Genomic DNA, 17,222 nt, shown 5'->3' with positions numbered 1-17,222 from the left:
TCAACCAGCCCACAGACAAAAAGGCCTCCCGTGCACCCGGCAGAGCTCGCTTATCCTTGCTGCCTTCCGGCCCTGGGGAGGTTCACGAGATACCGCCGCACGGGAGGTAACGCCCAGCCTACCCGACCGCCCGTCGATCTTCAGGGGGTGGTGGGGTGGCCCGGCCGACACGGGCCTGTATCCTGGCTCGCGGAGGATTCGCCTAGAGGCCTAGGGCGCACGCTTGGAAAGCGTGTTGGGTTTACACCCTCACGAGTTCGAATCTCGTATCCTCCGCTCGCCTGAGCAGCACGAACGACAGGGCCGGCCCCAAACGGGACTGGCCCTGAGTCGTCTGTGCGGTGGCGTCAGCCGACCACCTGGACGTGCCGGGGCGTCGCCTTCAGCAGGGACACCTTGTGGTGCTGGAGCACGACGCCACCCCGGGGTGAGCGCGGACGGCGGGTACGGTCCCGGGGCCGGTGGAGCCCGCCGCCGTCGTACACATGTTCTATCCACACCCTGTGGACGACGGGGGATTGATGAGTTACCAGCTCAGCGCGGTGGTCGCGGACGCCGAACTGCTCCGCGAGCAGACCGCCGAGCTGGACCACGCCGTCCTTGGCGAACTGCGTCAGGACTTCGCGTTGCTGCCGGTCACCCCACAGTTGGTGATCGAACTGACCGGGTCGTTACCGGATTTCGCGACTGACGACCGGAGCGCCGAGCGTCCGTTCGGCCTGGTGCTGTCCACGGCCCTGGTCGAGGTGCTGAGCCGCTGGTCGCGGTCGGGGCCGGTGGCGTACCTGGAGGCGGAGTTCGGTGCCGGCGCCGGCTACCAGTCGGCGGCGGTGTGGTTGGGCGGGGAGCTGTCCTGGGGCCCGTGCTTCGACGACGAGTTGGAAGCGCCGCGCCCGCTCTGGCCGATCAACGGGGCCCTGACCCGGCTCGGCGTCGAGCCCGGCACCTGGATCGACCCGTTCGCCGAACTGGGGTTGCACCTGGAGCGAAACACCGACGGCTGGTTGGCACACGGGCGGCGCCGGCTCAGCGCCGACTACTGGGACGAGCTGGTCGAGCAGTGGGAAAATCAGTAATCCGGCCACTGGCAGCAACCTGAATGCTCCCGTTCCGTTGGGGACTGGGGGATTCCATGAAATTGCGACAATTTGCGTTTATCGCCACGCTGATGACTGCTGCCTCAATCGCCGGCAGCGGCGTACCACCAACCGGGCCGATCCCGGACGGCCGGCCCGTCGGCAGCGTGGAGATCATCGACCTGAACGGCCTACGGAACATCGAATTCGGTGCCACCGAGGACGAGCTGACCAGACGCGGCATCCTGCGTACCAGCCTGGACGCCTGCGGGCCGGTGCTCGCCGGCCACGACACCGTCAGCCCGGTCTTCATGGACGACAAACTCGTGCTGCTCTGGGTCGGCGACCCGATGCGGACACCGGAGGGCATCACCGTCGGCTCGCCCGTCGACCAGGTCTGGGACAGCTACCCCCAGGTCAGCCGACTTCGCGCTCCACAGGGGACACATCGCCTCGACGGGCTGCTCGCCCGCAGCGGCGACCGCGCGTACCTGTTCCTCCACGACGGGCGCACGGTCCGGAAAACCATCGCCGGGTACGCCGACTGGGCCCGCCGCCTCTTCCACGACGGCGTCGGCCCCTGCTGACCCACCACCACCGCCCTACCGGCCGACGAAGAAACGCCCGACTCGATCCTCGCGGGTCGAACCGGGCGTTTCCGCACTACAGAGCGGTGGCGGAGGGATTTGAACCCTCGGAGGGCGTTAACCCTCACACGCTTTCGAGGCGTGCTCCTTAGGCCGCTCGGACACGCCACCGCCGACGAGGGTACAGGACCGCTGGTTCCGACGCCGAACCGGTATCGCCCGGGCCGGCCTGGCAGGATCTTTGCCATGAGTACGCACATCGGCGCGAAGCCGGGCGAGATCGCCGAGCGGGTCCTGATGCCGGGTGACCCCCTGCGGGCCAAGTGGATCGCGGAGACCTACCTCGAGGGCGCCACCTGCTACTCGACGGTCCGGGGCATGCTGGGCTTCACCGGCCGCTGGAACGGCGTCGAGGTTTCCGTCCAGGGCTCCGGCATGGGCATGCCGTCGGCCTCCATCTACGCCCACGAGCTGATCAACGAGTACGGCGTGAAGACGCTGATCCGGGTCGGCTCCTGCGGTGCCCTCAGCACCGACCTGCAACTGCGGGACGTGGTGGCGGCGATCGGGTCGTCCACCGACTCGAACATGAACCGGATGCGCTTCGACGGGCTGATCGACTACGCCCCGGTGGCCGACTTCGGGCTGCTGCGGACGTCGGTCGAGGTGGCGGAGCGGCGCGGCATCAGCATGCACGTCGGGCCGATCCTGGCGGCGGACGCCTTCTACACCGACCGGCCGGACCTCTACGACACCCTCGCCGACTACGGCGTGCTGGCCGTGGAGATGGAGTCGGCGGCGCTCTACACGATCGCCGCGCGGTTCAAGGCCCGCGCGCTGACCGTGTTGACCGTCAGCGACCACATCAAGACCGGCGAGAAGACCACCTCCGAGGAGCGGGAGCAGACCTTCAGCCAGATGGTCGAGATCGCCCTCGACACGATCATCGCCTGACCCGTTCCGGCGGCAATACCGCAAAGAGCGTGATGACTGTGTGGCATCAAGATGCCTCAGAGTCATCACGCTCTTTCGCATCAGGCCGCCGGGCCACAGCCGCAGAAAGTCAGACGGCGGCCAGCGCCTCGGTCGGTGAGAGGCGAGCGGCGCGCACGGCCGGGTAGAGGCCGGCGAAGCCGCCGATGATCAGCGTGGCACCCACCCCGCCGAGCATCGCCCAGGCCGGCACCACTGTCGGCCAGTGCTGCGACAGCGCGTATCCCGAGGTGACCAGGATGCCCAGCACCACCCCACCGATCCCGCCGAGCGCGGAGAGCAGCAGCGACTCGGCGAGGAACTGGGTCCGAACCTGACCACGGGTGGCCCCGAGTGACCGGCGTAGGCCGATCTCGGCTCGGCGTTCCAGCACCGAGATCACCATGGTGTTCGCCACACCGACCCCACCGACCAGCAGGGCGACCGCGCCCAGACCCAGCAACAGACCGGTGAACGCGTCGTCGGTCGCCTCGGCGGCGGCCAACGCGTCCGAGGGCCGGGACACCTCCACCTCGTTCGGCGCCTCCGGGTTGGCGGTCGCGCCGAGCACCGACCGGACCGCCTCGACCTGCGACTCCTCGGCCCGCGTGTAGACGATGGTGGGGTGGCCGTCGAAGCCCAGGTATTCGGTCGCCGCCGACCAGCCGATCAACGCCGAGGTGTCCAGCTCCGGGGCGAGAGGTGCGGCGGCGAGGGTTCCGACCACGGTGAACGGGCGTCCACCCAGCCACACCTGCACCTGCGGGTCGGCCGCGGTGATCCCGAGCCGCTGCGCCGCGGTGGCGCCGAGCACGACCGCCGGGTAGCGGGCGGTCGCCTCGTTGAGCCAGGTGCCGGTGGCCACCTCGGCCCCGACGGTGCCGAGCAGATCCAGCCCTGCCGCCCGGGTGGCGATGCCGCCGGTCTCCGCCGCCGGGATCCGGTCCGAGCGGTACACCTTGGCGTCGGAGACCTGCCCGGTCGCGGACACCTCGGTCACCGGGCCGATCCGCCCGATCATCGCGATTGACTCCTCGGGCAGTTGCGCGTCCGCACCAAACAGGGTGCTGCCCGGCTCGACGGTGAGCAGGTTGGTGCCGAGCGCGTCGAGCGCCCGGTCCAGTTCGGCCCGGGACGACGAGGAGATGCCGACCACCGCGATCATCGCGGCGATGCCGATCGCGATGCCCAACGCGGAGAGGAACGCCCGCAGCGGACGGGTCCGCAGCCCCACCCCGCCGACGCGCAGCACGTCCGCCGGTCCCAGGCGGGCCGGGGTCAGCGTCGCCATCAGCCGACCCCGTCCGACGTGCGGGCCGAGTCGTGTCGGACCGCGCCGTCGCGCATCCGCACCTGCCGGGGCAGGCTTGCCGCGATCTCCCGGTCGTGGGTGATCACCACGACGGTGGTCCCGGCCCGGTGCAGGTCGTGCAGCAGATCCAACACCTCGGCACCGGAGTGGGAGTCCAGGTTGCCGGTCGGCTCGTCGGCGAGCAGCACCGCCGGCTCGCCGACCACCGCACGGGCCACGGCGACCCGCTGCCGTTCCCCACCGGAGAGTTCGTGCGGCCGGTGCCCCAACCGGTGGCCCAGGCCAACCCGGACCAGCGCGGCCTCCGCACGGTCGCGCCGCCGCCGCAGCGGTACGCCGGAGTAGAGCAACCCGTCGGCGACGTTGTCCACCACCGGAACGCCCGGGGCGAGGTGGAACTGCTGGAACACGAAGCCGATCCGGGTGGCCCGCAACGCGGACAGCTCCCGGTCGGTCAGCTTCGCCGCGTCGTACCCGTCGATGAGCACGCTGCCCGACGACGGCCGGTCCAGGGTGCCGATCAGGTGCAGCATCGTCGACTTTCCCGACCCGGACGGGCCGACGATCGCGACCAACTCGCCGTGGCCGATCCGCAGCGACACGTCGTCCAGGGCGACGACGCCGCCGGCATACCGCTTGCTGACCCGGTCGAGCACGATCACCTCGCCGCTCACGTCGGCACCACCACCGTCGCGCCCTCGGTGAGGCCCGTGCCGGTGACCTCCACCCGCCCACCGGCGAACAACCCGGTGGTCACCGCGAGGATCCGGCTCGTGCCACCCTCGGCGACCTGGACGCCGTAGCCGCCCTCGGCCAGCGCCAACAGCGCCGCCACCGGCACGGTGAGCACGTCGCGGCGCTCCGAGACGGTGAACGTGACGTCCGCGCTGGCCCGGTCGAACCCGGTGAGGGCCTTCGGGTCGGTCACCGCGACGGTCACCTCGATCTTCGTCTCGGCGTCGCCGGACTGTCCGTTGGCACCGGCCGTACCGGCCTGGACGATCGTCTCGACAGTGCTGATCGTGCCCGCCACCGTCTGGCCGTCGGGCAGCCGCACGGAGACCTTCGCGTCGCGCTTGGCCAGCCGCTGGTCGTCCACGTCCAACTCGACTGTGACAACCCGGCTGGTGCCGGTGTAGGTCAGCACCGCCTGGCCGGGCTGTGTCAGGTCGCCGACGTCGGCCTGGTGGCCGTCCACCCGGACCTCCCGGTCGGCGTACACGATTCGCCCTGGCTCGACCCGACCGGTCTCGGTCAGACCCAGGTCCTCCTGCCACTGCCGGACCGCGTCCGCGGTGGCGCCGGTGTACTCGTCGTCGACGGTGAAACCGGTGTAGCCCAGCGCGTCGAGGTTCCGCTCGAACTGCGCGACGTCGGCGCCGTCCACCCCGGGGGCGAGGGTCCGGTACGCGGGCAGCCCGCCGTAGAGGAGCACCACGGCCTCGTTGTCGACCCGGTAGAGCGCCTTGCCCCGCCGTACCGTCGACCCGGTCGCCGCCAGCGCGGTGACGGTGCCGCTGAGCTTCGCCGTGGCGGTACGCGTGGTGCCGTACCCCAGCTCACCGTCGGCGGTCTCCGAGTCGGCGAGGGTCTGCCGGGTGACGGTGGCGGTGGCGGGTGGTGCGCTGCCGGCCTGGGCGCGTCCGCCGTCGGCACCGCCGCCGAAGCCCACCGCGGCGACCACGCCCACCGCCGCGACCAGCAGGACGATGCCTCCGGTGACGGCGGCGCGCAGCCGCGAGCGTCGGATCGTCACCGGTCACCCCCGAACTGCGGTGCGTGCTGCCGGCACTTCTCCAGCGCGGCCTTCATGGCCGGGTCGCCGATGTTGATCGCGTTGTCCCCCGCCCCGATCCGGACCCGTCCGTCGGCGTCCGGGTCCGGGAAGTCGGGCACCCCGTTCTCCCGCATGCACTTGGCGAGCGTGCGCATCCGCTCGGCCTGCTCGGGGTTGAGCTGCGGTCCCTGCCCGCCGTTGGGCAGCTTGTCCTGGCACTTCTCCATGGCCGCCTGGACCTTCTGCTGATCAACGTCAGCGCCGAACCGGAAGCCGGGACGGCCGCCCGCCTCCGGGTCGGGCAGGTCCACCCCGTTCTCCCGCATGCACCTGGCGAAGGCGAGCTGCCGGTCCGAGTCACTGACCGGCGTGCCGGTCGCCGTCGCGTCGGCCTTCGTCCCGCCGGCGGTAGCGACCCCGCCGCCGTCGTCACCTCCCGCGCCGCACCCGGACAGCGCCAGGGCGAGCAGGACGGGGATCGCAAGCAGATGTCGTCGCATGATGTCCACCTCCGCTCAGGTCCGGCGCGGTTCGCCGAACGTGGCACCCAGTGCACGGCAGCGCGCGTATCCCCGGCGTTACCGTCGGCGGTTATGCCGCCGTTACGGAGCCCCGAGCACCATTGAGGGGTGAGAGTGCTGGTGGTCGAGGACGAGAACGTGCTGGCGGACGCCATCGCCGAGTGGCTGCGCCGGGAGTCGTTCGCTGTCGACGTGGCGTACGACGGGGACGCCGCGTTGGAACGGCTCGGCGTCAACGAGTACGCGGTGGTGGTCCTGGACCGGGACCTGCCGGTGGTGCACGGCGACGACGTGTGCCGGGCGATCGTGGATGCGGGCGGGGAGACCCGGGTGCTGATGCTGACCGCGTCGGCGGCGGTCCGGGAGCGGGTGGCCGGGCTGGCGCTCGGCGCCGACGACTACCTGACCAAGCCGTTCGCCCTGGTTGAGCTATCGGCCCGGGTGCACGCGTTGACCCGCCGGTCTCGCCCGGCGGCGCCGCCGACGCTACGGCGCGCCGGCATCCAGCTCGACCCGGCCCGACACGAGGTACGCCGGGACGACCGGTACGTGGCGCTGTCCCGCAAGGAGTTCGCGGTGCTGGCCGAGCTGCTGCGTGCCGACGGCGCGGTGGTCTCCGCCGAGGACCTGCTGGAACGCGCCTGGGACGAGCACATCGACCCGTTCACGAACGTGGTCCGGGTGACAGTCATGAAGCTGCGCCGCAAACTCGGCGACCCGCCGGTGATCGAGACGGTGCCCGGGGCGGGGTACCAGATCCGATGAAACGCCTGACGATCCGCGCCCGGCTCACCCTCATCTACGGCGGGCTCTTCCTGCTGGCCGGCGTGGTCCTGCTCGCCGTCACGTACGTGCTGGTGGATCAGCGGATGCCGCAGCCGTTCGGGGTGAGCCTGCGCGACCTGCCGAGGACCACCCCCACGACGCCCAGCGGGCAGAACCTCGACAACCTGCGCGCCCTGGTGCAGGAGGTGCAGGACGAAGCGAAACGCAACGCGTTGGAGTCGCTGCTCACCCAGGGCGGCATCGCGTTGATAGTGGTGTCGACGGTGGCGATCGCGTTCGGCTGGTTGCTCGCCGGCCGGGCGTTGCAGCCACTGCACCAGATCACCGGCACGGCCCGCCGGATCGCGGGCGCGGACACCGCCGGCCGTGGTCTGCACGAGCGCATCGCGCTGACCGGCCCTCCCGACGAGGTACGCGAACTCGCCGACACGTTCGACGAGATGCTGGAACGGCTGGACCGTTCCTTCGACGGGCAGCGCCGGTTCGTGGCGAACGCCTCGCACGAGCTGCGTACCCCGCTGGCGCTCAACCGCGCCCTGGTGGAGCTGGCGGTCACCCGCCCGGACGCCTCGGCCGAGACCCGGCGACTGGGTGAGTCGCTGCTGGCGGTCAACGAACGCCACGAGCGGCTGATCGACGGCCTGCTGACCCTGGCCGACTCGGAGAACGAGCTGACCGAGCGTACGCCGGTCGACCTGGCCGAGGTCTGCGCGCACACCACCGATCAGGCCGGCGGGCAGGCACCCGGCGTGCGGGTACGGCGGGCGCTGGCCCCGGCGCCGACGAGCGGCGACCCGGTGCTGTTGGAGCGGCTCACGTTCAACCTGGTGGAGAACGCGTTGCGGCACAACCTGCCCGCCGACGGCTGGGTGGAGGTGCGTACCGGGCTGGTCGGGGGTCGGCCCACCCTCACGGTGACCAACACCGGCCCGGTCGTTCCCGGCTACGACGTGGAGACGATGTTCCAGCCGTTCCGGCGGCTGTCGCGGGAGCGGGTCGTCGGCGCGCGGGGCTTCGGGCTGGGGTTGTCCATCGTCCGCGCGGTGGCCCGCGCCCACGGTGGCATCGCCGAGGCGCAGCCCCGTCCGGGCGGAGGGCTGGTCGTCACCGTCACCCTGCCGCCGGCCTGACCGGCGACCCGGCCTCAGCGGAAGAACGCGCGCAGGACGGTGGCGGTTTCGGCCTCCAGCACCCCGCCGTAGACCTCGGGGCGGTGGTTGAGCCGGCGGTCGCGCAGCACGTCCCAGAGCGATCCGGCCGCGCCGGTCTTGGGTTCCCAGGCGCCGAAGACGACGGTGGAGACCCGGGCGAGCACCAGCGCCCCGGCGCACATGGTGCACGGTTCGAGGGTGACCACCAGGGTGCAGCCGTCGAGCCGCCACCGGCCGGTGCGTTCGGCGCCTCGGCGCAGGGCCAGCACCTCGGCGTGCGCGGTGGGGTCCCCGGTCAACTCCCGTTCGTTGCGTCCGGTGGCCAGCTCGGTGCCGTCCGGGCCGTAGAGCACCGCCCCCACCGGCACGTCGTCGACGTCGGTGCTGACCGCGTCGTCGACCGGCGGACCGGCGACGGCGACCTCCAGGGCGCGGCGCATCCACAGTTCGTGCCGCTGCCGCCGGCCGATCTCACCAGTGTCGGCAAGGCCCTCGTGGGCACCGGGCCCGGCGCGGCCCACCGCACCGGGGGTGGGTTGGCCCGGCCGGATCGACTCCAGCGATGGATCGGTGGCGTCGGCCGGCTCAGACCTCACGCAGCTCCTCGACCTCGTCGGCGCAGCCGAGCACCTGGCAGATCTCGGCGGTGACGTCCGCCGGCATCATCCCCTCGTGGGTGCAGAGGGTCAGCAGCTTCTGCGCGGAGATGCCGAGGTTGGCCAGCAGGTCGGCGTCACCGACCGGGTCGGCCTCCGGGTCGACGACGGGCTGCTCGCTCTCGTCGTCGCCGGTGCTCGCCGGGCGGGGCTCGTCGTCACCGTCGAGCCCGGTGACCGAGGTCTTCAGGTCACCGACCAGCAGCGCCCCCAGCTGCGACTCCTCGGCGTACGCGGAGTCCGAACCGAACACCCGCAGGTCCTCGCCCTCGTCCAGGCGCAGGATCACCAGGTACGCGTCGTCGGCCTCGACGAAGAGCAGCGACACGTCGGCCTCCTGGTCGACGTCACGCAGCCGGTCGGCGACCTCGTCGATGTCGGTCGCGCCACGCAGGCTGACCTCGGCGGCGGTCCAGCCACTGTCGTCGCGCACCACGGCCGCAGCGAAGTACGACACGGTCCCCCCAATAGCCCTCGACACAGCGTCGACTCGTTACGCGTGCACGTTAGCCGGTCGGGTCGGCAGGCGACCCGTCAACGCCCCGAAGGGCGGGTCATTCCTGACAAAGTCGAATCAGCCGACGACTCGACGGCGGGTGGCGATGAGTTGCCGCAGGCGCTCGGTGCGCTGCCGCTGTGGTCGGCTGCGCTGGCGGACCGCCCGGGCACCCGCCAGCTCGGCCAGCAACTGCAGGCGGCGGCGGCTGCGATCGGGATCCTGTCGCGGAGTGGTCCAGACCATAGTGCCGAGCGTGCCGAGTCTGGGCGGCCACGTCAAGACGGCGTTCGCTACGCAGCCAACCGGGCACGCGGCGCAGTCAACCGGGCGACGTTCCGGGGCCGGTCCGTGCTGGTCACCACAGCGGCCAGTCACCACTGGTGGCCCAGCGGACCGCCACCACGGCGGCGGCGATGCTCCAGCCACCGGCCGTGACGATGGCGACCCCGGTGGCCACCCCCCGGTCGCCGTAGCGGACCAGCACCAGGGCGGTGACCCAGGCCAGCAGGCCGGCGAACACCGTCCACCAGGCGTAGCTGGCCACGTCGGTGCCGAGCAGGCCGAACAGCAGCAACCAACCGGCTGCCGCGCCACCACCGGCGGCGACGCCACCGCCGGTGACCGGGTGCGGCTCGCGGTAGGTGGGTCGGGTCGGAGGACCGGAGGGGAAAAGACCCGACGGGGTACGCGGCATCGGGCGGGCGGCACCGAAGTCCGGGCCAGGTTCGGGTCGGGCAAAGGTCACCGTCGCTGCCCTCCCTCACGCGTGCCGCTCGTGCCCACGGTACCGGCTCTGCCAGGATGACCGGATGGCCTCGCCGACGATCAGCCGCCGCGCTCGTCCGGCGTACCCCATCCTGCTGCTGCTCGCCCCGGTGCTGGCCGCCGGTTGCGCGACCACCCGGCCGGGGGTGCCCGACGGCGCCGCGCCGACGCCACCGGCGGTCTGGGCGACAGCCGACCAGCCGGCGTCGCAGCCGCCGTCGCCGGCGGCGACCGACCCGAGCCCGCCCGCGCCGTCGTCGGCCGCGCCGTCGGCGACGGCACCCCGCGTCGGGCTGAAGCATGTCTTTCCGGTACGCGCCGACAACGTCGACTACCACCCGACGCACGGGGCGTACCCGGCGACGGACCTCTTCGCCGACTGCGGCGAGCCGTTCGTGGCGGTGACCGACGGGACGGTGCTGGAGGTGAGCCGCGTCGACCGGTACCGCAAGCGCGGGCCACAGGGCCCGGACAACGGCGGCCTGTCGGTCTCCCTGCTCGGCGACGACGGGGTGCGGTACTACGGCTCGCACCTGAGCGCCGTGACCAGCGGTGTCGACGCCGGGGTGCGGGTCCGCGCCGGGCAGCAGCTCGGCAAGGTGGGCCGCACGGGCAACGCGAACAACGTCTGCCACGTGCACTTCGGCATCTCGCCGGGGTGCACCGGTAAGGACGGCTGGTGGATCCGGCGTGGGGTGATCTGGCCGGCGCGTTACCTGGACTCCTGGCGGCGCGGCGGCAACCGGGAGCCGGCCGCCGAGGTCACCGCGTGGCAACGCCGGCACGGCTGCCCGAAGGCGCCCTGACATGGCTCGCGCGAGAGATCCCATCGCCGACCTGCGCCGGATCGCGTTCCTTCTGGAACGGGCCAACGAGGCCACCTACCGGGTACGCGCGTTCCGGTCGGCGGCGAAGGCGTTGGCCGGCCTACCAGCGGCCGAGCTGACCGAACGGGCCGGCAACGGCACGCTCACCGAGCTGGCCGGGGTCGGTGACGTGACGGCCCGCTGTGTGGCGGAGTCCCTCGCCGGTGAGGAGCCGGTCTACCTGCGCCGGCTGGTGGCGACCGAGGGCAGCGACCTGGACGCCGAGGCCACGGCGCTGCGCGCCGCCCTGCGCGGCGACTGCCACACCCATTCGGACTGGTCCGACGGCGGTTCGCCCATCGAGGAGATGGCGTTGGCCGCGGTGGAGTTGGGCCACGAGTATCTGGTGCTGACCGACCACTCGCCCCGGCTGACGGTGGCCCGGGGGCTGACCGCGGCCCGGCTGCGCCAGCAGCTCGACCATGTGGCGCAGGTCAACGCGGCGCTGCCCGAGGGTTTCCGGATCCTCACCGGGATCGAGGTGGACATCCTCGCTGACGGCTCCCTGGACCAGGACGACGACCTGCTGGCGCGCCTCGATGTGGTGGTCGGGTCGGTGCACAGCGGGCTGAAGGACGAGCGGTCGAAGATGACCCGGCGCATGGTGAAGGCGGTTGCCAACCCGCACCTGGACATCCTCGGCCACGTCACCGGCCGGATGGTGTCGTCCCGGCCCGCCGGGGTGACCGGTCCGGGCGATCGGGGGCACCGGGCGCGTACCCGGGCGGAGAGCGACTTCGACGCGGACGCCGTCTTCGCCGCCTGCGCCGAGCACGACACCGCCGTCGAGATCAACTCTCGGCCGGAGCGGCAGGACCCACCGAAGCGTCTGATCCGCCGCGCGTTGGAGGCCGGCTGCCGGTTCGCCATCAACACCGATGCGCACGCGCCCGGCCAGCTCGACTGGCAGCGGTTCGGCTGCGAACGCGCGGCACTGTGCGGTGTCCCTGCCGACCGGGTGGTCAACACGTGGTCGGCGGAGCAACTGGTGGCCTGGACGCACGACCGGCGCTGATCCACTCGCGTTTCTGGACATCGGGGTGTCCGGGTCCGCCGGACACCCCGATTTCTGAAAAGCCGTGTCGATCAGGTGGTCGCTCAGCGGCGGGCGGGTTCGGCGGCCGGGGTGGCGGGTGCGCCGACGCCGACCACCGGGCTGGTCCGGCGGCGACTGAACATCCCCTGCGAGACCGCGACCCCGAGCAGCACGATCAGCGCGCCGACCGGTTGGTGCCAGTTGAGTCGTTCGTCGAGCGCCACGGCACCGATCAGCACCGCGAAGATCGGGATCAGGTACGTGACGGTGGACGCGGTGCTCGCGCCGGCCACCCGGATGTTGCGCATGTTGATCACGAACGCGAGGCCGGTGCCGAGCGCGCCGAGGGTCAGCACGCTCGCCACCACCCCCGCCGAAAGCTCGGTGGGCAGCGGCGGCAGGCCGGCGACGAAGGGGGTGACGATTGCCAACTGCGCGGCGGCGAGCAGCAGTTGCGCGGTGGAGAGCGACAGACCCGAGTGCGTGCTGCCGGCGACGAACCGCTTCTGGTACGGGATGGCCACGCCGTAGCAGGCCGCCGCGCCGAAGCACATGAGCTGCCCGACGAAGTGGGCCCCGCCGATGCCCTCCCAGACCCCGAGCACCACCAGCACCCCGACGAAACCGAGCCCGAGCCCGACCGCCCGGCGCACCGTGAGCCGCTCGGTGCGGAAGACCAGCACCGCCAGCGGCAGCACGATCAACGGGGTGGTGGCGTTCCAGATGCCGGCCAGCATCGACTCGACCCGCTGCTCCCCGTAACCGAAGAGGGTGAACGGCACTGACACGCCGAAGGCGGCGACGACGGTCAGGTGCGCCCAGACCCGGGGCTCGCGGGGCAGTCGGTCGCGGAGCACGGCGAGGACCACCAGCAGAGTCAGCGCCCCGGCGAGGACCCGGTAGAGGGTGAGTTGAACAGGGTGCAGCTCGGCCACCCCGACCTTGATGAACAGGAAACTGGAGCCCCAGATCGCGGCGAGGGCGACGAAGCCGGGCAGCCAGGCGCGGACCGGCGCTTTGTCAGGAGTGGTATCGGTGGTCACCCCTGACACTCTGCCGTAACCGTACGACAAAGTCGCGCGCCTTTCGGCCGTCACGCCGTGCCCGAACCCGCAGCTCGAACACAACAAACGTCGGCGACAAAGCGGTGGGGCGGTCACGTAGTGTCGCAGCGTGGGACGAATTGATGAACTCGCCAACCGCTACGTGGCCGAGTGGGCGCCGTTGAGCCCCACCGGCGCGACCTTCGTCGGCATCGCCGGCCATGACGATCAGCTCGACGACCTGTCGCCCGACGGCTACCGGGCCCGCGCGGACCTCACCCGCCGGACGCTCGCCGAGCTGGAGGTGACCGAGCCGGAGACCGAATCGGAACGGACCGCCAAGGAGGCCATGCAGGAACGACTCGGCCTGGACCTCGCCCGGTACGACGCCGGCGAGGTGACCAGCGAGGTCAGTGTGATCACCAGCGGGCTGCACGAGATCCGCATGGTGTTCGACCTGATGCCCACCGCGACCAGCGACGACCAGGCCAACATCGCCGCCCGGCTCAACGGTTTCGGCGCCGCGCTGGAGGGCTACAAGACCACCCTGCGCGAGGCGCTCGCCGTCGGTGCGGTCAGCTCGAAGGTGCAGTTGGTCGAGGTGGCCAAGCAGTGCGACATCTGGGTCGACCCGACCGGTGACAACTTCTTCCACGGGCTGGTCGAGCGGCTGGGAGCGGAGGGCACGCTCGGCTCGGAGCTGCGTCGGGGCGCGGCATCGGCGACGGCGGCGACCGCCGAGTTCGGCCAGTTCCTGCGTACCGAGCTGGCCCCGCACGGGCGGGACAAGCAGGCCGCCGGCCGGGAGCGCTACGAACTCGCCTCTCAGTACTTCCTCGGCGCCAAGGTCGACCTGGACGAGACGTACGCCTGGGGTTTCGCGGAGCTGGCCCGGCTGGAGGAGGAGATGCGCGTCGTGGCGGGGCGCATCGCCGGCTCCGGTGCCACAGTCGACGAGGCAGTGGCCCGGTTGGACGCCGACCCGGCCCGGACCATCCAGGGCAAGGAGGCCTTCCGGGACTGGATGCAGGCGCTGGCCGACAAGGCGATCACCGAGCTGCACGGCACCCACTTCGACATCCCGGAGCAGGTCCGCCACATCGAGTGCTGCCTCGCCCCGACCAGCGACGGCGCCATCTACTACACCGGCCCCAGTGAGGACTTCTCCCGCCCGGGTCGGATGTGGTGGGCGGTGCCGCAGGGCATCACCGACTTCTCCACCTGGCGGGAGGTGACCACGGTCTACCACGAGGGCGTGCCCGGTCACCACCTCCAGGTGGCGCAGACCGCCGTCCGGGCCGACCTGCTCAACCGCTGGCAGCGGCTGCTCTGCTGGGTCTCCGGGCACGGCGAGGGCTGGGCGCTCTACTCGGAGCGGTTGATGGACGAGCTGGGTTACCTGGACGACCCGGGCGACAAGCTGGGCATGCTCGACGGCCAGGCGATGCGCGCGGCACGGGTGATCGTGGACATCGGCATGCACCTGGAGCTGGAGATCCCGAAGGACAATCCCTTCGGCTTCCACCCGGGCGAGCGCTGGACGCCCGAGCTGGGCTGGGAGTTCATGCGGGCGCACTGCCGGGTCCCGGACGAGAACCTGCGCTTCGAGCTGAACCGCTACCTCGGTTGGCCGGGGCAGGCGCCGTCGTACAAGGTGGGTGAGCGGATCTGGTTGCAGGCCCGCGAGGACGCCAAGGCCCGCAAGGGTGCCGACTTCGACCTGCGGGAGTTCCACCGGCAGGCGTTGGACCTGGGTGCGCTGGGTCTCGACCCGCTGCGTCGGGCGCTGGCCCGGCTCTGAGTCTCTGACGGCCCGGGTGCTGGCGGTTCGTCGTACCGCCAGCACCCGGAGCCATCGGGACGGTTGTCGTTCAGCCGAGTGCCAGCGCCAACGAGGGCCGGGCGGTCAGCGTGTCACTGGTGACGAACGCCAGATCGATGACCGGGTCGGTGAACGTGATCGAGATCGGCAGGGTGACCGGGATCCCGTCCGGCAACGGCAGGTCCGGGGTCAGAGTGAGCTTGATGCCGAGCAGCTTGCCGACGAACCGGGTGGAGTAGAAGGCCACGTCACCGCGGACGGTCAGCCGGTCGGTCTTGTACCGCTGGGTGCGCCCGTCGGGGCCGTCGGCGACCAGCAGGAAGTCGTCGGTCACCGCCTCCCGCATGCTGAACTTCAGCACCTTGAGGCTGCCCTTCTCGGTCCGCAGCTCGGTGGTCCCGTCGAACCGCAGCCCGGTCATGGTGACCTTGGAGCCGGTGAGCTTGGACGGCGTCTCGCCCACCATCGGCAGATTCGGGTCGGCCGCGATGCGGGGCAGCGGCTTGCCCGGCTCCGCTTTGTCTGGCTTGTCGGGTGTCGTGGTCCCGGGCTTACCTGACCCGCCCGGGTTCGGTGACGGGCAGGCCGTGGACCCGGGACGGGCCGTCGGCGTGACTGTCGGCTTCGCCGACGGGTTGGCGGTCGGGGTGGCCGCCGGCGTCGCGGTCTTCTCGTCGCGTCCACCGTTGAGCAGGTCCCCGATTCCATCCAGGATGTCGGTGATGATGTTGCCGTCCCGCTCCGGGCTGACGCTCGGTGTCGGGGTCGGCGTCCTGGTGGGAGTGGAGGGGCTGCGCGACGGCGTGACGGACCGGGACGGGGTCGGGCAGGCGGTCGCGGCGGGTCGGGTCGGTGCGGCCTGCACCGCTCCGGGCTGGGTGGCCAGGCCGGCCGCGGCGAGGCCCAGCACCAGCAGCGCGACTCCGAACACCCGCGGATCAGCAGGACGTCCCGGCCACTCGGGGGGTGCTCCCGCGTCGGTCGCGTCGCTCGCCGGGCGGTCCACCGGTTCGCCGGCCGCGTCGGTCTGCCCGACTCCGATCCGCTCCGTGTCGAGCCGCTCGACTCCGCGCTGATCCGCGTCTGCCTGATCCGCATCGATTCGTTCGGTGAGGGGCAGTTCGGTGTCGGACAGGTCGGCAGCGGCTGGCGCGGGTCGGGTCGGGGTCCAGGCGAAGGCGAGCGCGCTGCCGACGATGCCGAGCAGAAGACCGACGAAGAAGCCGCCGAGGTTGAGCCCGATCAGCGAATAGACCGTGGTGACCGCCGCGACGACCGAGTAGAACAGCCGCTGCGTCGGGCTCAACCAGAGCAGCAGGGCGCAGGTCACCAGGATGACCGGGATCAGGAGCGAGAGCAGACCGGTGGCTCCGCTGTGGAAGCTCAGGCCGTTGATCGTCATCCGGGTGGAGGCGAACATCTCCACCCCGGCCAGGGCGACGAAGAGGCCTCCCCAGAACGGTCGGCTCCGCTGCCAGCGGCGGAAGGTCTGCCACGCCTGGGCCGTGCCGCCGGGCCGGGCGTGGGACGCGTTGGCGGTTGTCACGTACTCCTCCTGGCGGAGCGGGGACGGGGAAGGGGACGGCACCCCCGGTGGTCGGCCACCGCGGGCCCGACTCACCTCAGAAGCACTCCTTGCCCTTGGCCTCGTCGCCCACGTTGACCTTCAACCGGAGTCCGACCAGGTTGAAGGTGGCCGCCGTGGTGTACCGGGACACCTGCTGCAGGTTCGTGATGCTGACGTGGTCGGAGTTCTGGCCGAATGAGCCCTTCTGCGCCGTGGCGTTCAGGTCGCTCGCGTCCCGGCCAATCTTGATGTTGGTGAACGTCGCGTTGCCGTCGAGCGAGTCCATGGCGATCAGCAGGTCCTTGGCCCGGGCGGGCTCCTTGCCCTCACCGGCGTTGATGGTGAGCACCACGGGCAGGCCGGGCAGGTCGGAGCGGATGGACTGGCAGAGGTTGTAGAGCTCCGCGCTGCTGATTTCGGCGACGGCGATCGGGTGGGTCCTGCCGTCCTCACCCTTCTCGCGGACGACGCCGCCGTACTGCTTGAAGCCGTCGCCCTCGAGGCGCGCCGCGCCGATCTTGAACGTCTGTCCGGACACGGTGACGTCGGACGCGATGGCGCCGGTCGACATGCCGAACAGGATGGCGCCGACGGCGGCGGTGGCGGGGACCGCCATGGCGGCGAACCGCCGCCAACGGGTACGGCCCTGATCCTCAAAGCGATCCTGCACGGGTTCCTCCTCAGGTGGCCGGTCCCGGACTGGCGGCCTCGCACCGGGCACGGCATGTGTTACCGGCGGGTAACGATCGAGCCTGATCGTGCACCCGTTGCGGCGCGACTCACAAC

General features: G+C 71.5%; 19 protein-coding genes, 2 tRNA genes and 1 other RNA gene. 9 read left to right on the top strand and 13 right to left on the bottom strand.

Translation table 11 applies throughout. The features are described from left to right. Positions 1-19 precede the first annotated feature (19 nt). Positions 20-109: signal recognition particle sRNA small type (gene ffs / locus ACX27O_RS22185), an RNA gene on the bottom strand. An 82-nt stretch (positions 110-191) separates the two neighbouring features. Here ffs and ACX27O_RS22180 point away from each other — a divergent pair. From ACX27O_RS22180 to ACX27O_RS22170, 3 genes are all read left to right on the top strand, one after another. After that, a tRNA-Ser gene (locus tag ACX27O_RS22180) sits at positions 192-276 on the top strand. A 245-nt stretch (positions 277-521) separates the two neighbouring features. Then, positions 522-1,076 (top strand): hypothetical protein, encoded by a 555-nt coding sequence (locus ACX27O_RS22175; protein WP_210861644.1) that lies wholly within the window; start codon positions 522-524, stop codon positions 1,074-1,076. Positions 1,077-1,168: 92 nt separating this feature from the next. After that, positions 1,169-1,663, top strand: a complete 495-nt coding sequence (locus ACX27O_RS22170) for a hypothetical protein (RefSeq protein WP_030328144.1) — start codon at positions 1,169-1,171, stop codon at positions 1,661-1,663. A gap of 84 nt (positions 1,664-1,747) precedes the next feature. Here the strand turns inward: ACX27O_RS22170 and ACX27O_RS22165 are convergent. Further along, positions 1,748-1,834: transfer RNA gene (locus tag ACX27O_RS22165), tRNA-Ser, on the bottom strand. Between the two features lie 75 nt (positions 1,835-1,909). Here ACX27O_RS22165 and deoD point away from each other — a divergent pair. Then, positions 1,910-2,617, top strand: a complete 708-nt coding sequence (deoD, locus tag ACX27O_RS22160) for a purine-nucleoside phosphorylase (RefSeq protein WP_030328147.1) — start codon at positions 1,910-1,912, stop codon at positions 2,615-2,617. A gap of 109 nt (positions 2,618-2,726) precedes the next feature. Here deoD and ACX27O_RS22155 read toward each other — a convergent pair whose 3' ends face one another. The 4 genes from ACX27O_RS22155 to ACX27O_RS22140 are packed head-to-tail and all read right to left on the bottom strand — an operon-like array spanning position 2,727 to position 6,224. Next, a complete protein-coding gene (locus ACX27O_RS22155; protein WP_030328149.1) occupies positions 2,727-3,926 on the bottom strand; it encodes an ABC transporter permease in 1,200 nt (399 codons plus the stop codon). Continuing rightward, entirely contained in the window at positions 3,926-4,609 is a 684-nt protein-coding gene (locus ACX27O_RS22150; RefSeq protein WP_458940073.1) for an ABC transporter ATP-binding protein, read from the bottom strand. Before ACX27O_RS22150 ends, ACX27O_RS22155 begins: the two co-directional genes overlap by 1 nt. A gap of 8 nt (positions 4,610-4,617) precedes the next feature. Further along, positions 4,618-5,703, bottom strand: coding sequence for an efflux RND transporter periplasmic adaptor subunit (locus ACX27O_RS22145; protein ID WP_358127983.1), 1,086 nt, complete (start codon positions 5,701-5,703; stop codon positions 4,618-4,620). Next, the gene (locus tag ACX27O_RS22140; protein ID WP_030328154.1) at positions 5,700-6,224 is read right to left on the bottom strand and encodes a hypothetical protein; all 525 of its coding nucleotides are present in this window, start codon (positions 6,222-6,224) and stop codon (positions 5,700-5,702) included. Before ACX27O_RS22140 ends, ACX27O_RS22145 begins: the two co-directional genes overlap by 4 nt. A 129-nt stretch (positions 6,225-6,353) precedes the next feature. Here ACX27O_RS22140 and ACX27O_RS22135 point away from each other — a divergent pair, with 129 nt between their 5' ends. Together ACX27O_RS22135 and ACX27O_RS22130 are read left to right on the top strand one after the other, a co-directional pair. After that, positions 6,354-7,010: a response regulator transcription factor gene (locus ACX27O_RS22135; RefSeq protein WP_030328157.1), complete on the top strand. Its 657-nt coding sequence runs from the start codon at positions 6,354-6,356 to the stop codon at positions 7,008-7,010. Further along, positions 7,007-8,161 carry a sensor histidine kinase gene (locus ACX27O_RS22130; protein WP_210860209.1) on the top strand — a complete coding sequence of 385 codons (1,155 nt, stop codon included), beginning with the start codon at positions 7,007-7,009 and terminating at the stop codon, positions 8,159-8,161. Before ACX27O_RS22135 ends, ACX27O_RS22130 begins: the two co-directional genes overlap by 4 nt. 14 nt (positions 8,162-8,175) lie before the next feature. On the opposite strand, the gene ACX27O_RS22125 is transcribed toward ACX27O_RS22130, so the two are convergent. The 4 genes from ACX27O_RS22125 to ACX27O_RS22110 form a co-directional block, all read right to left on the bottom strand. Beyond that, positions 8,176-8,622 (bottom strand): nucleoside deaminase, encoded by a 447-nt coding sequence (locus ACX27O_RS22125; protein WP_279515566.1) that lies wholly within the window; start codon positions 8,620-8,622, stop codon positions 8,176-8,178. Positions 8,623-8,767: 145 nt separating this feature from the next. Beyond that, positions 8,768-9,295 (bottom strand): tRNA adenosine deaminase-associated protein, encoded by a 528-nt coding sequence (locus ACX27O_RS22120; RefSeq protein WP_030328163.1) that lies wholly within the window; start codon positions 9,293-9,295, stop codon positions 8,768-8,770. 117 nt (positions 9,296-9,412) lie between these two features. Next, positions 9,413-9,580 (bottom strand): hypothetical protein, encoded by a 168-nt coding sequence (locus ACX27O_RS22115; protein ID WP_167337265.1) that lies wholly within the window; start codon positions 9,578-9,580, stop codon positions 9,413-9,415. A gap of 112 nt (positions 9,581-9,692) precedes the next feature. Further along, positions 9,693-10,031 carry a hypothetical protein gene (locus ACX27O_RS22110; RefSeq protein WP_030328166.1) on the bottom strand — a complete coding sequence of 113 codons (339 nt, stop codon included), beginning with the start codon at positions 10,029-10,031 and terminating at the stop codon, positions 9,693-9,695. 115 nt (positions 10,032-10,146) lie between these two features. Here ACX27O_RS22110 and ACX27O_RS22105 point away from each other — a divergent pair, with 115 nt between their 5' ends. Both ACX27O_RS22105 and ACX27O_RS22100 read left to right on the top strand, forming a co-directional pair. After that, positions 10,147-10,908: a M23 family metallopeptidase gene (locus ACX27O_RS22105; RefSeq protein WP_458940021.1), complete on the top strand. Its 762-nt coding sequence runs from the start codon at positions 10,147-10,149 to the stop codon at positions 10,906-10,908. Between the two features lies 1 nt (position 10,909). Continuing rightward, positions 10,910-11,983, top strand: a complete 1,074-nt coding sequence (locus ACX27O_RS22100) for a PHP domain-containing protein (RefSeq protein WP_030328170.1) — start codon at positions 10,910-10,912, stop codon at positions 11,981-11,983. Positions 11,984-12,066: 83 nt separating this feature from the next. On the opposite strand, the gene ACX27O_RS22095 is transcribed toward ACX27O_RS22100, so the two are convergent. Continuing rightward, positions 12,067-13,047 (bottom strand): DMT family transporter, encoded by a 981-nt coding sequence (locus ACX27O_RS22095; RefSeq protein WP_209444463.1) that lies wholly within the window; start codon positions 13,045-13,047, stop codon positions 12,067-12,069. A 130-nt stretch (positions 13,048-13,177) separates the two neighbouring features. On the opposite strand from ACX27O_RS22095, the gene ACX27O_RS22090 reads away from it, so the two are divergent. Next, on the top strand, positions 13,178-14,848 hold the full coding sequence (locus ACX27O_RS22090; protein ID WP_030328174.1) for a DUF885 domain-containing protein: 1,671 nt from the start codon (positions 13,178-13,180) through the stop codon (positions 14,846-14,848). 70 nt (positions 14,849-14,918) lie between these two features. On the opposite strand, the gene ACX27O_RS22085 is transcribed toward ACX27O_RS22090, so the two are convergent. Beyond that, positions 14,919-16,415 (bottom strand): DUF6114 domain-containing protein, encoded by a 1,497-nt coding sequence (locus ACX27O_RS22085; protein WP_458940020.1) that lies wholly within the window; start codon positions 16,413-16,415, stop codon positions 14,919-14,921. 76 nt (positions 16,416-16,491) lie between these two features. Further along, positions 16,492-17,106 (bottom strand): DUF6230 family protein, encoded by a 615-nt coding sequence (locus tag ACX27O_RS22080; protein WP_030328177.1) that lies wholly within the window; start codon positions 17,104-17,106, stop codon positions 16,492-16,494. Between the last annotated feature and the right edge of the window lie 116 nt (positions 17,107-17,222).

This window comes from Micromonospora sp. SD19, assembly GCF_054462275.1.
Note: the sequence above shows the minus strand (reverse complement) of the source record. Positions and strands in the feature narration are given on the sequence as shown.